11 protein-coding genes are annotated in these 15,354 nt (G+C 40.2%); 6 read left to right on the top strand and 5 right to left on the bottom strand.

Annotated features, from left to right (window positions below):
• The first annotated feature begins 406 nt into the window (after window positions 1–406).
• Together SAGCYANO_RS34205 and SAGCYANO_RS50940 are read left to right on the top strand one after the other, a co-directional pair.
• Complete coding sequence (locus SAGCYANO_RS34205) at window positions 407–1,864, top strand: pentapeptide repeat-containing protein (protein WP_202224124.1); 1,458 nt, start codon at window positions 407–409, stop codon at window positions 1,862–1,864.
• The gene (locus SAGCYANO_RS50940; RefSeq protein ID WP_375340048.1) at window positions 1,812–2,036 is read left to right on the top strand and encodes a pentapeptide repeat-containing protein; all 225 of its coding nucleotides are present in this window, start codon (window positions 1,812–1,814) and stop codon (window positions 2,034–2,036) included. The genes SAGCYANO_RS34205 and SAGCYANO_RS50940 overlap by 53 nt, the downstream gene beginning before the upstream one ends.
• A 279-nt stretch (window positions 2,037–2,315) precedes the next feature.
• Here the strand turns inward: SAGCYANO_RS50940 and SAGCYANO_RS34215 are convergent, their stop codons facing one another.
• Complete coding sequence (locus SAGCYANO_RS34215) at window positions 2,316–2,516, bottom strand: hypothetical protein (RefSeq protein WP_237396966.1); 201 nt, start codon at window positions 2,514–2,516, stop codon at window positions 2,316–2,318.
• A 69-nt stretch (window positions 2,517–2,585) separates the two neighbouring features.
• Here SAGCYANO_RS34215 and SAGCYANO_RS34220 point away from each other — a divergent pair, with 69 nt between their 5' ends.
• Window positions 2,586–3,482 (top strand): pentapeptide repeat-containing protein, encoded by an 897-nt coding sequence (locus tag SAGCYANO_RS34220; protein ID WP_202224126.1) that lies wholly within the window; start codon window positions 2,586–2,588, stop codon window positions 3,480–3,482.
• Between the two features lie 106 nt (window positions 3,483–3,588).
• Here SAGCYANO_RS34220 and SAGCYANO_RS34225 read toward each other — a convergent pair whose 3' ends face one another.
• The gene (locus tag SAGCYANO_RS34225) at window positions 3,589–5,448 is read right to left on the bottom strand and encodes a DNA/RNA non-specific endonuclease (protein WP_202224127.1); all 1,860 of its coding nucleotides are present in this window, start codon (window positions 5,446–5,448) and stop codon (window positions 3,589–3,591) included.
• 95 nt (window positions 5,449–5,543) lie between these two features.
• On the opposite strand from SAGCYANO_RS34225, the gene SAGCYANO_RS34230 reads away from it, so the two are divergent.
• Window positions 5,544–6,446, top strand: a complete 903-nt coding sequence (locus SAGCYANO_RS34230) for a pentapeptide repeat-containing protein (RefSeq protein WP_202224128.1) — start codon at window positions 5,544–5,546, stop codon at window positions 6,444–6,446.
• A 195-nt stretch (window positions 6,447–6,641) separates the two neighbouring features.
• On the opposite strand, the gene SAGCYANO_RS34235 is transcribed toward SAGCYANO_RS34230, so the two are convergent.
• Window positions 6,642–7,277: a DNA/RNA non-specific endonuclease gene (locus SAGCYANO_RS34235; protein WP_255502819.1), complete on the bottom strand. Its 636-nt coding sequence runs from the start codon at window positions 7,275–7,277 to the stop codon at window positions 6,642–6,644.
• A 51-nt stretch (window positions 7,278–7,328) separates the two neighbouring features.
• Here SAGCYANO_RS34235 and SAGCYANO_RS34240 point away from each other — a divergent pair, with 51 nt between their 5' ends.
• The gene (locus tag SAGCYANO_RS34240; RefSeq protein ID WP_237396967.1) at window positions 7,329–7,961 is read left to right on the top strand and encodes a pentapeptide repeat-containing protein; all 633 of its coding nucleotides are present in this window, start codon (window positions 7,329–7,331) and stop codon (window positions 7,959–7,961) included.
• An 87-nt stretch (window positions 7,962–8,048) separates the two neighbouring features.
• Here the strand turns inward: SAGCYANO_RS34240 and SAGCYANO_RS34245 are convergent, their stop codons facing one another.
• The gene (locus tag SAGCYANO_RS34245; RefSeq protein WP_202224130.1) at window positions 8,049–9,329 is read right to left on the bottom strand and encodes a DNA/RNA non-specific endonuclease; all 1,281 of its coding nucleotides are present in this window, start codon (window positions 9,327–9,329) and stop codon (window positions 8,049–8,051) included.
• A gap of 27 nt (window positions 9,330–9,356) precedes the next feature.
• On the opposite strand from SAGCYANO_RS34245, the gene SAGCYANO_RS34250 reads away from it, so the two are divergent.
• Complete coding sequence (locus SAGCYANO_RS34250; protein ID WP_202224131.1) at window positions 9,357–10,313, top strand: pentapeptide repeat-containing protein; 957 nt, start codon at window positions 9,357–9,359, stop codon at window positions 10,311–10,313.
• A 104-nt stretch (window positions 10,314–10,417) separates the two neighbouring features.
• Here SAGCYANO_RS34250 and SAGCYANO_RS34255 read toward each other — a convergent pair.
• Window positions 10,418–15,354 (bottom strand): DNA/RNA non-specific endonuclease (locus tag SAGCYANO_RS34255; RefSeq protein WP_202224132.1); only part of this gene is annotated, 4,937 nt, incomplete at its 5' end.

Here is a 15,354-nt window from a genome sequence, read left to right on the forward strand (position 1 = left end):
CATGTCCGGATAATTAGTTATAAAAAAACTTTCTCCTTCTTCTTCTGTTGTTATTCTTTCTTCCCTCTTTCCTCCTGACTCCTGACTCCTGACTCCTCCGTAGTTATTTATTTATCACTGTTTAACCGGACATGATATAAAGCGTCGGGAGCGGGTGGTGTAGGCAAATCTACTGTTAGGGAACTGCAACAAAATTGTCCTGGGTTTAGCTGTACGCCAGATTCAGTTTCGTAAGGTAGTCCTACTTGGGGAATAGTGATTGCTGTTACTGATTTTTCGGCTGCGTTTATTAATACTGGTTTAGGGTATCTCCTAGAGCGAAGTCAGCCTTAACATGGGTACAAACCAACTCTCACCCCTGTCAGTTATATAATTAATGGTGTAAGGCTATATTGAGAGATAATTTATGGACGCACAAGAATTTCTAGAACTTGTCAGGGAAGGTAGGGAAGACTTTACTGGAATCGCTCTGACGGGGGCAAATCTTAAAGGAGCTTGGTTACCGACGGTCTTGAACGGAGCTAACTTAGAAGGAGCAGATTTAGAGTTCTCAAATATGAGTTCCATCGATTTGACAGGTGCTAACCTTAGTGGTGCTAATTTGAAAAACGTAGATTTAGATGCTTCATCTTTAGAAGAGGCCAACTTAACTGGAGCCAATCTTAGCGGTGCTAATTTGAATGAATCTTGCTTGAAAAATGCCGTGTTAATAGGGGCTAATTTGAGTGGTGCGGAATTTCGTGATGCTGACCTAACAAATGCCGACCTCAGAAAAGCTACTCTTAAAGAAACCAGCTTTAAGGATGCCAATCTAAATCATGCTAATCTGACAGGTGCTGATGCAGAAGAAGTATTTTTTGATGGGGCTATTTTTAATGATACTATCATGCCAGATGGAAGTATTAATCAAAAAGTTTCTAGATACAAGAGTAGAACATTAATAACACCACAAGAATTACTCAGACGTTATGAGTCAGGAGAAAGAGATTTTGCAGGAGTCGAGATCGTGGCAGATGGTGACACTGATTTCACCAATGAAAGTGGCATTGACTTGAGCGAAGTTAATTTAAGCAATTCCAGGTTATATCTATGTACTTTTAATGGAATTTGTTTGAGGTGGGCGAATCTAAGCGGTGCTGAATTTCAATGTGTAGTCGATCATGGTGGTATCGATCTGAGTGAAGCCAACTTAGAGGGAGCAACTTTTTCTCAGGTTCACTTCACTGGTGGTAATTTTCGTGATGCTAATTTCAGAAATGCCTATATTGAAGGTGAATTTGAACAGGGAAGTGATTTTAGTGGAGCCAATTTCTATGGAGCCAATTTGATTCGCGCTCGCTTTCAGGGAGCTAAGTTCAAGGGGGCTATTTTCGCTCGGGCATTCTACACTCCGAAAACAGGTATATCAGATGTCAGGCAGCTTGAGCAAGCAATTTTATTAGCACCAGGGGTTGATTTAAGTAATTTTGATTTTGAGGGATTTGATTTAAGTGGTGTCGATTTGGAAAATGCTGATTTGAGTGGTGCTTTTTTGATGAATGCGAATCTCCAATGCTCTTTAAGAGGAGCAAACTTGAATAAAGCAGATTTAAGGCGTGCAAATATGGATGGCTGTAATCTGAAAAATGCTAATTGTGAAGGAGCTAATTTGAATAACGTCAACTTGAGCGGTGCTAGATTAGAAGGAGCTAATTTTTGTAGAGCAAGTCTGAAAAGTGCTTACCTAGATGTAATTCTCTCTAGTCAGGTAAACTTTAGCTATGCCAATCTAACTAGGGTGAAATTTTTTGAGTCTATAATTAGCGATTGCGATTTCCAAGAAGCTAACTGGAGGGGGGGGGTCGGCAGATGCAGTCACTTTTGAAAATTGCAATTTCACGGGGATAGATTTAAGCTACAATCATTTTGGGGCAGTACATTTTATTGGTTGCAATCTAACCAGAGCAAATTTTATAGGTGGCAATGCATATGATACTTTTGAAGATTGCATTTTCAAGGACACAATTATGGAAGATGGTAGTTGTCGGACTGTTTGAATATAGTAAATTCTCAACCATGTAATATCATGTCCGGTTGAATACTTATAAATAACGAGTGAGGAGTCAGGAGGTAGGGACGTTGCATACAACGTCCCTACAGGAATCAGGAGGGAAGAGGAGTAAGTTTTTTATCACTAATTATCCGGACATGATATAAGCTACTAGCAGGGATATCTGTTTCCCAAGCTGTCGCACAAGTAACAAAGAGGAGACTGCCCTGGAACGAATCTCCTCTTTGCATAATGTCCTTAAGTTAACTACTACTAGACTTTCTTACTAAGATCTAGGATAAATGATTTTATTTGTACCTTTAATGTCTTCAACTAGAGACTCAGGTACGTTAGATGTTAAAAACTCATATTTAAACTGAGAAGTTCCATCGTTATTTTTAATCGTATTATCGCTGTTAAGAAGGTTTTCCAGGTCTTGTATCTTCAAAGTAAATTCTTGCCAGTTACTCCTGATTGGATTTGTCATCACTACCTGCAACTCCACAGCTCAACCTAACTATAATGGTCAATGATGTGGCTATATTGAAGACAAATTATGGATAAAGAGAAATTCTTAGAACAGTATGAAAATGGTGAGAGAGATTTTTCGGGTATAGATTTAAGAAAACGTTATTTTTTTGATGCTCTCCTAGTGGATATCAATTTAAGTGGCGCTAATCTCGAAAACGCATTAATAGAAGGGCACATAGGAAATACTAATTTGAGTGGAGCTAATCTCAAAAAAGCTAGTCTCCGGCACACCTATTTCATAGGTACAAACCTGAGTTATGCTAATTTGAGCGGAGCTAATCTCATCTGTGCCGATTTTACTAATTCTGACCTAACTGGAGCTAATTTGAGTGGAGCTAATTTAGATGCAACTAAATTTATTGGCAGTAATCTCACAAATGCTGACTTAACTGACATCAAAATACCAAGAGACCCTATTGTTCATTACAGCACTAGACCCGATGGGAAGCTAATAATTAACCCTAGTAGAGGATTAGACGCTAAAAAGCTTCTCAGCCGCTACGCAGCAGGGGAAAGAAACTTTGAAAACCTGATTTTGCACGGAGTTGACCTCAGTGGTGCTGAATTGCGGGATGTGAATGTGTCTTGCGCCCACTTGAGCAATTGTAATTTGAGTAATGCTACCCTGACTGGAGACTGGTATGGAGTCCACTTTATTAATTGCGACCTCAGAGGAGCTAGACTGGATTGCTGCTATTTGAAGAACGCCACATTTCTCTATACTGATATGAGAGGAGCAAAAGGTTATTCAGATATCAGCTATACCAGCTACATTGGAGTCAATTTTCAAGATGCTGAATTTAGCGGTCACAGTGAATCACCTCTTTTCTACTATAACGTGATTTTAAAAGACGGATTCTTCTTACAAGGTCCGAGTGAGTATCCCCACAGGCCAAATAAAAATATTGAAAAACTTTTGTAAACAGTAAAATAATAGATATTGTCGGAACAACTTTTGATAATTGTTCCGACAAACCATTCTTCAAAAAGTCTAACTGACAAGGTTCTCAAATAGCAAATACTGCCACTTAAAAAGGAACATATTCTCCGTCTTTCATCAGTTTCTTTCTAACTTCTCCATCGGTAATATGGGAAAGGAAATCAAACTGGAAGTCAAAATGAGGGTCAGTTTCTTCAGGATTTTGGGGGTCTTTTCTGCTGTTAAGAAGGTCTTGAAGTTGTTGAAGACTTACCCTCCAAGTTTCAGGATCTCTCCATTCCTCTCGACTTTCTATAAAGCCACGATCTTCGTTCAACAAGTCATTGAGTGGATGTTCTATTGGCAACTCATTGTCTTCTGGTTCCGCGTGATTGGGCGTAATATACACAAATGCCTCTGCTTCTGATGTAATCTCCATACCCGGTTTCGGTAAAGCGATCGCGCTCTTCCAAGTCCATTCAGGAATTGAAATATTATTCACAAATTTTTGAGGATTTGTATCTCCCTGGTTTAGTGGGTTCTTAAGAAGTTCTGGTGCATTACTCTTTTTCTGTACACTCCAGTCGTTACCTAAACTTCCAGCGACAACGTAATATTCTTTTCCTTTTCCAGCCTCAACACCATTGCCTATCATTTTTTCGATGTTAAACCAAGCAGATGCAGGTGCTGGGTTTGCGTCTGGATCAAACAACCGATTATTATCCATTGATTGGGCAATTAAATTACTTCCCATGTAAGTTTCTATGGTATCCTTTGGATTTCTGTTTCTGTCTCTGTCTGGAATTAAATGACCTCTATCCATCCCTAAGCCCGTAAATATTGTTCCATTTACTTTTGGCCAATTAGGAGGGGATGATTGCAAAGAGAAGAAAGGATCGTCTATAAATTCAATACCCAGTCTTCTTTTCCCAGGCACAGTCCATGTTTTGTTAACTTGCCAACTTACCCAGTTTGGTGTTTTGGTTTGAGTGTTATAAGAAACTGTATAACCTGGTTTTTCTACTAGCAAATTTGTTGGTGTTTCTTGAGTCGCATCCCATCGTGCATTAGTCGGATTTCCTAACTTAACGTGAGCGCTTTTGAAGAAAACATTGTCTATGAAAACTTCAGAATTACCTTCCAAAGTAAATGTTAATTTAGCTGGTTTTCCGATAAATTTCTTCCATTCATCGGTAGAGAGTTTTTGAAAGGGAAGTTGGAAGGTTTCAAATCCACCCTCTCTTCCATATCCAATACTGTTAACATTCTTTCCATATGTTTTTTTGATTTCACTAACGTTTTGTTTATCATTTTCTGCAACCGTACCAGCATCTAGAGCCAAATCTATGGTCTTGACTGGTATATTAGCTCCTTCAACTTCCAGTTGTATATTTAACTTTCCACTTTTTTCAGGGGCATAAACATCAAACCTTAAATTCCCCCATTCAGGTATGACAAACGGGTTATGAGTGATTTCTTGGAAATTACTGTCTAGTTTCAAGGCATAATTGGCTGTAGTTCCGTTATAACCAGCACCCTGTCGATACCGTTGTGGTAAACCAATGTTACTCCATTCAACTAAATTTTCTGGCAATGAATTCACATTGACACTACTTCCACTATCGGCAGACCAACCAGGAATAGAAGCAGTCGGATCGAACTCGGCACCAACAACATCAAAATTTCCATTAAACAAAGTCGGCACCGCAAAGTCACCCCGCAAAGAGTTACCAACATCCCCACCAGTATAAGTATTATCATAAGAAACAGAACGCCGATTGTCCTTCAAATACTCCTTAAACTCCTCAAAGTTCCCAAGGTCTCCCCGACTCTTCTTCTCACCATCAACAAAATACGATCGCAACTCATCACCCCCACCATTAACGGAATAAAACCAACCCGTGCCAATACCTTCCCAGGGCGCCTTCTGATCGCCATGAGGGAAATTAGCATTAACATGACCCGGCACAAACCAACTCTTTTTCTTATACTTTACTGGTTTGTTGAAAAATCCTTGGTTATCATGTTAGGGTAGATTTGTAGGAGTGATGTCGGAGACAAATTATGTATGAGCATGAACTACTGCATGAACTACTGGAGCGCTACGAAGCAGGAGAACGCGATTTTAGCGGCTTGGAATTGGAAGAATGTCATCTGTCGGACAGCATTTTGATAGGTATTAATCTAAGTAATGCAGATTTTCAAACAGCTTCTTTTATAGAAACTCACTTGGATAGAGCCAACTTAACCTGTGGGAGTTTTCCAAGTGGTGACTTTTGGGGGACTTATGCAATTGATGCTAATTTCAGTTATGCCAATCTTACAGGTGCTGAGTTAAGTTATGCTAATTTGACTGGAGCAAACTTAACTGAAGTTGATTTAACTGGAGCTAATTTAACCGGGACTATATTAATTGGAGCTAACTTAACTAATGCCAACTTAACTGACGTCATAACCACAGAAGAAACCATTGTTTATTACACTACTAGACCAGATGGAAATCTAATCATCAATTCTAGTAGAGGATTAGATGCTAAAAAACTTCTCAGTCACTATGCAGCAGGGCGAAGAAACTTTGAAAAGGTGATTTTACATCAAGTTGACCTTAGTGGAGTGGAACTGCTAGATGTGGATATGCACTGGGCTCACTTTAGCAATTGTAATTTGAGTAATGCTACTCTGAGTGGAGACTGGTATGGAGTCCACTTTATTAATTGCGACCTCAGAGGAGCTAGACTGGATTGTTGCTATTTGAAGGGCGCCAGATTTCTCTATACTGATATGAGAGGAGCAAAAGGTTATTCAGATATCAGCTATACAAGCTACATTGGAGTCAATTTCCAAGATGCTGAATTTAGCGGTCACAGTGAATCACCTCTTTTCTACTATAATGTGATTTTAGAAGACGGATTCTTCTTACAAGGTCCGAGTGATTATCCCCACAGACCAAAAGAGAAGCTATCGTAAAGTAGTAATGGTGCCAATCGCCCCCTTCATCTCTATCATGAGAGCTTTGGTAGCCCATCAACAGTAACTTCTTCTTGAACTGGCAAAAAACTCAGCAATGATAGATATTGTCGGAACAACTTTTGATAATTGTTCCGACAAACCATCCCTCAAAAAGCCTAACTAATAAGGTTTTCAAATAGCAAATACTGCGACTTAAAAAGGAACATATTCTCCGTCTTCCATCAGTTTCTTTCTAACTTCTCCATCGGTAATATGGGAAAGGAAATCAAACTGGAAGTCAAAATGAGGGTCAGTTTCTTCAGGATTTTGGGGGTCTTTTCTGCTGTTAAGAAGGTCTTGAAGTTGTTGAAGACTTACCCTCCAAGTTTCAGGATCTCTCCATTCCTCTCGACTTTCTATAAAGCCACGTTCTTCGTTCAACAAGTCATTGAGTGGATGTTCTATTGGCAACTCATTGTCTTCTGGTTCCGCGTGATTGGGCGTAATATACACAAATGCCTCTGCTTCTGATGTAATCTCCATACCCGCTTTCGGTAAAGCGATCGCGCTCTTCCAAGTCCATTCAGGAATTGAAATATTATTGTTAAATTTTTGAGGATTTGTATATCCCTGGTTTAGTGGTTCTTTGAGAAGTTCTGGTGCATTACTCTTTTTCTGTGAACTCCAGTCATTACCTAAACTTCCAGCGACAACGTAATATTCTTTTCCAGCTTCAACACCATTGCCTATAAATTTTTCGATGTTAAACCAAGCAGATCCAATAGGTGGGTTTACTTGATTAAACCTACGATTATTGTCCATTGATTGTGCAATTAAATTACTTCCCATGTTTTTTGTAACTATAATTAATGATGTAAAAGCTCGATCAGGAGAAAATTTATGGACGCACAAGAATTACTAAGGCGATACGCTGCTGGAGAAAGGAATTTTACTGAACTAGATTTAAAATATATTGACCTGAGCGGTGCAGATTTGAGAGATATTGACTTCACCTCTGCTAATTTGAATGGAGCCAATCTTAGTGGTGCCGATCTCAGAGGAGCTAACTTAAATTATACTCAACTGGGAGCCGATCTGAGCTATGCCAACTTAAGTGAAGCTAGCTTAGAAGAGGCTGACTTAGGTGCTGCTGAAGACTTTGAGGGCAGCGATTTCAGTGGGGCTAACCTCAGAAATGCAGAAATGTTTGGAGCATGGTTATCAGGTGTCAATATGAGGGGAGCCAATCTTAGTGGTGCAGCTCTTGATGAAGCTAGTTTAGATGATACTATTCTCATCGGAGCTGATTTGAGTGGAGCTTGTTTATTTCAAGCAGGAGTACAAGGTGCTAATCTTACTGATGCTAAACTTATTGATGCTCATCTTTATGCCACAGACTTTGAAGGGGCTAACCTGACAAATGCTGACTTAACAGGTGCTAAGTCTTTTGAATATACCCGCCTAGAAGGTGCTATTCTTAACAACACTACCATGCCTGATGGAACTATCACTAGCAATAACCAGACTAAATAATAAAGAATATAAATGCCGGGCGCTCCAGCATTTATATAAACTAATTTAGTTCTGGGAACAACCTACTTCTGTTTATCCCTCAAAAATTTAGCCGATAATCTCTATCGGTTTATTTTTGTCATCAAACTTGACTATTTTATCTTCAATTTTTTCTTGAATATCCGAGGGAATATTAGAAAAGAAGTCGTACCCAGTTAGTGCTTCAATTTCATTCACAGTTTTCACATGATCGTTTAATTTCACTTTTTGTCCTTTATTAGGTTGGGTATATTGCCTATTTTCTAAGTAAAAACCTACAGCATAATTGTTAGTTGTCACATCCGCTACTCCTTGACCTGGTGAGTCTAGTACTAGCATCACTTTCCAGAGATTAGCAGGAATATCAACTACACCGTTGGTCTCTGGTAATTTAAGATTATTGCCCTCACCATCCTTTTTGATCTCATGAGTGCCAGCAATAATGTAAACTTCCTTACCTTCATCTACAAGTCTTTTTGTATAGTTTTCAATTCGCGCCCACTCCCTTTGATTATTAAAACTCTGTTGTGGAACTATATTTGAGAGTAGACCCACAGCAGTAGCATCCTTTTGAGTTCTTTGACGTTCTCGGTGGGGAGTTAAGTGACCTAGATCGTATTTTACACCATCTACTTGAGCGTTTTTATAAATGCTAGGAGCAACTCCAGAAGTAAAACCTTGTGGAAGGGTATTATCTTGGTAGCCATCACTTCTCTGAATACCTCCCACTTTTGGTACTGCAAAGTTCCAGGATTTATTCATTTGCCAACTAGCCCAATTTGCCGTTTTGGTTGTGCCATTATAAGACAAAGTGTACTGCGGTCTTTCGACTAACAAGTTTTCTGCAAACTTATTGTCGCTGTAAGGCTTATCCTCATATCTGGCTTCTTCCTTGGCCTCTCCCTTGGGATTATTGCCAAACTTAAGGTGAACGCTCTTAGCTTTGATATCATCAACATAAACTGTTGTTTCATCATTAGGGTTTTCTAGCTCAAACGTAACCGTTGCTACTTGGCCACGAAAAGCCTCAGGTATATTAGTCGTAAAGGTTTCAAATCCCACTGTGGCATAATCTAAGCGATGAGTATCACTTTCGTATGTACCAGTTTTACCTTCTGCTCTGCTCAAGTTGACAGTAAATGTATGGTCGGGAATATCTTCAGATTGAATAGTCACCTTCACGGAGCCTTTTAAATTGGCATCGTTTGTTCCTGGTGGAACATGAAGGTTAAAATTCAATGCTCCCCACTTAGGAATTACGAAGGAGTCTTTGGTAATTTTGAGGAAATTTTTATCTAACTTATTAGCGTAGTTGTGATAGTTAGGAACGTTGCGATCTACAATAGTCAATGATGTAGCTATACTGAAAGACCAATTATGGATGAAGAGAAATTCTTAGAACAGTATGAAAATGTTAAGAGAAATTTTTCGAGAAGACAAATTAAAGAGAAATTCTTAGAACAGTATGAAAATGGTAAGAGAGATTTTTCGGGTATAGATTTAAGAAAATGTTATTTTTATGATGCCCTCCTGATGGATCTCAATTTAAGTGGCGCTAATCTCGAAAACGCATTAATAGAAGGGCACATAGGAAATACTAATTTGAGTGGAGCTAATCTCAAAAAAGCTAGTCTCCGGCACACCTATTTCATAGGTACAAACCTGAGTTATGCTAATTTGAGCGGAGCTAATCTCATTTGTGCCGATTTTACTAATTCTGACCTAACTGGAGCTAATTTGAGTGGAGCTAATTTAGATGAAACTAAATTTATTGGCAGTAATCTGAGAAATGCTAATTTAACTGACATCAAAATACCAAGAGACCCTATTGTTCATTACAGCACTAGACCTGATGGGAAACTGATCGTCAATTCTAGTAGAGGATTAGACGCTAAAAAGCTTCTCAGTCGCTACGCAGCAGGGGAAAGAAACTTTGAAAAAGTGATTTTGCACGGAGTTGACCTCAGTGGTGCTGAATTGCGAGATGTTAATCTTTTTTGCGCTCACTTGAGCAATTGTAATTTGAGTAATGCTACCCTGAGTGGGGATTGGGATGCAGCAAAATTCATAAATTGCGACTTTAGAGGAGCTAGGCTACGTTTTTGCGAGTTGAATAGTGCTAGCTTTATTTATGTTGATATGAGAGAAGCAACAATCTGTGCAGATACCACTTGTACTAACTTCATTGAAGTAAACTTTCAAGGTGCAGAATTAAGATGCAGTGGTGAATCAGATTCTTTCTTCCACAATGTAACTTTAAAAGACGGATTCTTTTTACAAGGTTCGAGCAATTATCCCGTTAGACCAAATAAAAATATTGAAAAACTTTTGTAAACAGTAAAATAATGGATATTGTCGGAACAACTTTTGATAATTGTTCCGACAAACCATTCCAAAAAGCCTAACTGATAAGGTTCTAAATTAGCAAATACTGCCACTTAAAAAATAACATATTCTCCGTCTTTCATCAGCTTCTCTTGAACACTTTGATTGGTAATATGAGAAAGGAAATCAAACTGGAAGTTAAAACGAGGGTCAGTTTCTTCAGGATTGTTGGGGTCTTTTCTGCTGTTAAGAAGGTCTTGAAGTTGTTGAAGACTTACCCTCCAAGTTTCAGGATCTCTCCATTCCTCTCGACTTTCTATAAAGCCACGTTCTTCGTCCAACAAGTCATTGAGTGGATGTTTTATTGGCAACTCATTGTCTGTTGGTTCCGCGTGATTGGGCGTAATATACACAAATGCCTCTGCTTCTGATGTAACCTCCATACCTGGTTTCGGTAAAGCGATCGCGCTCTTCCAAGTCCATTCAGGAATGAAAATATTATTCTTGAATTTTTTAGGTTTTGTATCTCCCTGGTTTAGTGGGTTCTCAAGAAGTTCTGGTGCATTACTCTTTTTCTGTACACTCCAGTCGTTACCTAAACTTCCAGCGACAACGTAATATTCTTTTCCAGCTTCAACACCATTGCCTATCAATTTTTCGATGTTAAACCAAGCAGATCCAATAGGTGGGTTTACTTGATTAAACCTACGATTATTGTCCATTGATTGTGCAATTAAATTACTTCCCATGTAAGTTTCTATGGTATCTTTTGCATTTCTGTTTCTGTCTCGGTCTGGAATTAAATGACCTCTATCCATCCCTAAGCCCGTAAATATTGTTCCATTTACTTCTGGCCAATTAGGATTGGATGATTGCAAAGAAAAGAAAGGATCGTCTATAAATTGAACACCCAGTCTGGCTTTCTTTGGGACAGTCCATGTTTTGTTAACCTGCCAACTTACCCAGTTTGGTGTTTTGGTTTGAGTGTTATAAGAAACTGTATAACCTGGTTTTTCTACTAGCAAATTTGTTGGTGTTTCTTGAGTCGCATCCCATCGTGCATTAGTCGGATTTCCTAACTTAACATGAGCGCTTTTGAAGAAAACATTGTCTATGAAAACTTCAGAATTACCTTCCAAAGTAAATGTTAATTTAGCTGGTTTTCCGATAAATTTCTTCCATTCATCGGTAGAGAGTTTTTGAAAGGGAAGTTGGAAGGTTTCAAATCCACCCTCTCTTCCATATCCAATACTGTTAACGTTCTTTCCATATGTTTTTTTGATTTCACTAACGTTTTGTTTATCATTTTCTGCAACCGTACCAGCATCTAGAGCCAAATCTATGGTCTTGACTGGTATATTAGCTCCTTCAACTTCCAGTTGTATATTTAACTTTCCACTTTTTTCAGGGGCATAAACATCAAACCTTAAATTCCCCCATTCAGGTATGACAAACGGGTTATGAGTGATTTCTTGGAAATTACTGTCTAGTTTCAAGGCATAATTGGCTGTAGTTCCGTTATAACCAGCACCCTGTCGATACCGTTGTGGTAAACCAATGTTACTCCATTCAACTAAATTTTCTGGCAATGAATTCACATTGACACTACTTCCACTATCAACAGACCACCCAGGAATAGAAGCAGTCGGATCGAACTCGGCACCAACAACATCAAAATTTCCATTAAACAAAGTCGGCACCGCAAAGTCACCCCGCAAAGAGTTACCAACATCCCCACCAGTATAAGTATTATCATAAGAAACAGAACGCCGATTTTTCTTCAAATAATCCTGAAACTCCTCAAACCCCCCAAGGTCTCCCCGACTCTTCTTCTCACCATCAACAAAATACGGACGCACATCCTTACCCCCACCATTAACCGAATAAAACCAACCCGTGCCAATACCTTCCCACGGCGCATTCTCATCACCATGAGGTAAATTAGCATTAATATGACCGGGCACAAACCAACTCTTATCCGAACTAAAACCCTCAGCCAACAAATCCCCAAACCTTCGGAAAACCTGCTGCTTGACCTGTGGAATCTGACTCTCATTCAAATTAGCAGTACCCCCATACCAAGACACCGCAGCATGATGAGCATTATCCGATGCCTTAGCAGGGTCAAAACCAGCCCACTTTTCCAACTCTTGACTATTATCCGCCCTGTGATTCTTATTATCCGTCTGTTGATTATTATCCACTCCAGTCAACGGCTTACCCTTAATGACTTCATTATCCCCATTTTTACCCTGTTGCTGATAATAATTATCCGCATAAGTCACATTATCCCAAATCACAATCTCAGGGTCGAGCATTCGAGCAAAAGTATCCTCAAACTGAGGCACAGTTTCCGGGTTATACTCAAAAGGATCGACCGTAGTAAAATGCAAATCCCGATTTTCAGCGTTCCTACCACCTGCATTAGGGAAATAAGTACCCAAACGTTGGACAATCTCAGTATTCACCACCGCACCTTGACCAAAACCAACAAAATGCAACGGCGAATTAAACACCGCCCCCTGAGAGCGGATTAAATCCCCATTCTCATCATACAAACTATCACCACCAACAGTACCACCATACTTAAAATCTAAATCCACCAAAGAACTGAACAAACCATCAGCAGCAGCTTCAGCCACACCAGCACTTCGGAAACTACCATTATCCGTACCAAGTCCATTCATCCAATCAGCCAACAACACCAATGGTTTACCCTCAACAGGAGAAACAGGAGAAGCAGTCCACCCATTAATCGAATCATTGTAAGTTACAGAATTCCACTTTCCAGATTTGGCGTCATAGCGCATCACCGCAGCACCAGCATCCTCCATTTGCTCCGCCATCGCATCCACCGTCTGCTGAGTGAAAGACTTAGACTCTGGTGGCATCACACCCCTCGTCAACACGGTCACGCTACTAAATTGGTCGCTGCCATCCTTAATTTCCGGCAAATTAGTCTCAAAATCACCAGTCACAGTCGAGCTAGTACCCGGTGCATTTTTGACCTCATCCTTCCACTCGACCTCCACTGCCCAATGATAAGTTTGACCCCCTGTTAACATCCGTTCGTCAGGCAAAGTAAATTGTTGAAAAGTATTAGAAGCATTGGGAATATCTTGGTTGTTCTGCACCCACTTCCATCCACCATTCTCCCACTTAGCAGTCAAAATACGTTGGGGATTCAAATCCGTCTCAGGCTTATCTTTAAGCTCGTCCCAATCATCGCCAGGCAACAATCCCTGACCTTTAGGAAACACGCTCATATACAACTTGACAGACTTAATATCTTCTTCTTTTGCAGGCGCGAGCAAGCAAGAATCACAATCATCATCCTCTGACGACTTGCTCCCAGGCCGGAAAATCTCCCACTTCAAAGTCGGCGTTAAATCATCTCCATCTGGCTCCTCCAGAGATATCAACGTACCCTTAGACGCCATCTCAACCCCCCAAGGCAAAGTACCCGTAGAAATCGGACCCCGCTCGCTACCATCCGGCACCTTCCACTCAATCTCCCGCGTAAACGGATTCGTACTCACCACCTGCAAATCCGCAGCCACACTCACATTCGGATTCACAACATCAATCGCCTGAGTCTCCAACTGAGTCTGCTTAGTCGGGTCATTAATAGTCGAAATCATCTCCCTGACATCAAAAGCAAAAGTACTCTCTATCCCCGGATAAGCAGCAAACAAAAATCGATTGTCACTAGACAAAGCCAAATCGCTAGTATTTCCAAACGGAATCCTTTGCGTTCCTGCCACCAACTGCGGATTATCCCCCAAAGCATCCTTAATAATTCCTACATTACTCTTACCATCAAAACTCCCGAAGTTCAAGGTAAAATTCCGCATATTGAAACCAGCCACAAAAGCATAATCAGTACCAGTCACCTCATCATAAATCACCTCTACATCCACCGCTTCATTCACATCAAAACTATCAAATGGCCCCAAACTCATCGGAGCATAAGTGGTCGTGGCCTCAAAATTCAGAGGGTCATTATTCACAATAGTCAACACCCCATAACCCTTGGGTTCGTCAGAGCGATTAGTAAAAGCCATCTTCAACTCATCCGAAGTAGCCGTAATTCCCTCAGTTCCACGACCACCATCAATGGCTCCAATCTGCTGATGCCACTTGCGCACATTATCGCTACCACCTACAGGACGGTCTTCTGGGTCAATATTTACCACCAAAATCTGACCCACATTAGATGTTCCTCCATCTGGAGTCGTAGCAAATAATCGCTTGCCATCACTACTAATTGCCAATTTCTTCAACCCACTGGGTGCATCTCCAACATCAATAGTTTCAACGTGCTGATTATAATCAGGGGAATTGGGGTTGATATCGATTACATAAATCTGACCCTTGTTACCATCACCTACATAAGCATAATTATCTAGGGGGTCAATAATCAGAGGGCGCGGACTAGAATCATCAGGCAAAGCAATGGGATTTACTCCTTCCACATCGGGTTGAGTATCCAACTGTCGAAATCCTTGCAAGTCTAACACTGCTAGAGCGCTACCTCCTTCCAAAGTTACATAAGCTCTGGATGCTTCACTTGTGGCTGCCGTATAACGAGGGCGACTTCCTACTGGAATGCTGGCTAACAATAAGTCTTGACTTGATGATTCGTTTGATGCAATTACTTCTAGAGGGTTGCGAGCATTAATCAGATTGACTCGGTTGCTAAATGTCATGGTTGTCATGGCTAATTCTACCCGCTCTTCTACTGGTAACTGTATCGTTTCAGTTTCAACAATTGTTTCGGTGCCAATTATGGAGGTGATGGTTTTTTCTACGGAAACAGATGCTTCTCCATAGGGAACATAGTCGCTTACTACTGCAATTTTTCCTTCTGCTAGATTACTCAATTCTGGTAAAATTGTACCTGGATAAGCTTTGTCTCCTAAATGGAAGTTCACTTCTAACTCATCAAGATTATTGCCGAAATTCTCTCCTTCTAGGAAGATAACTCTTCCAGCTACTTGATTTGACCCATCATCTGACGGTGGTGGTACTTTTACTTCTACTTTTGTTA

It is taken from the genome of Okeania sp. KiyG1 (assembly GCF_014132355.1).
Taxonomy (GTDB): Bacteria; Cyanobacteriota; Cyanobacteriia; order Cyanobacteriales; family Microcoleaceae; genus Okeania.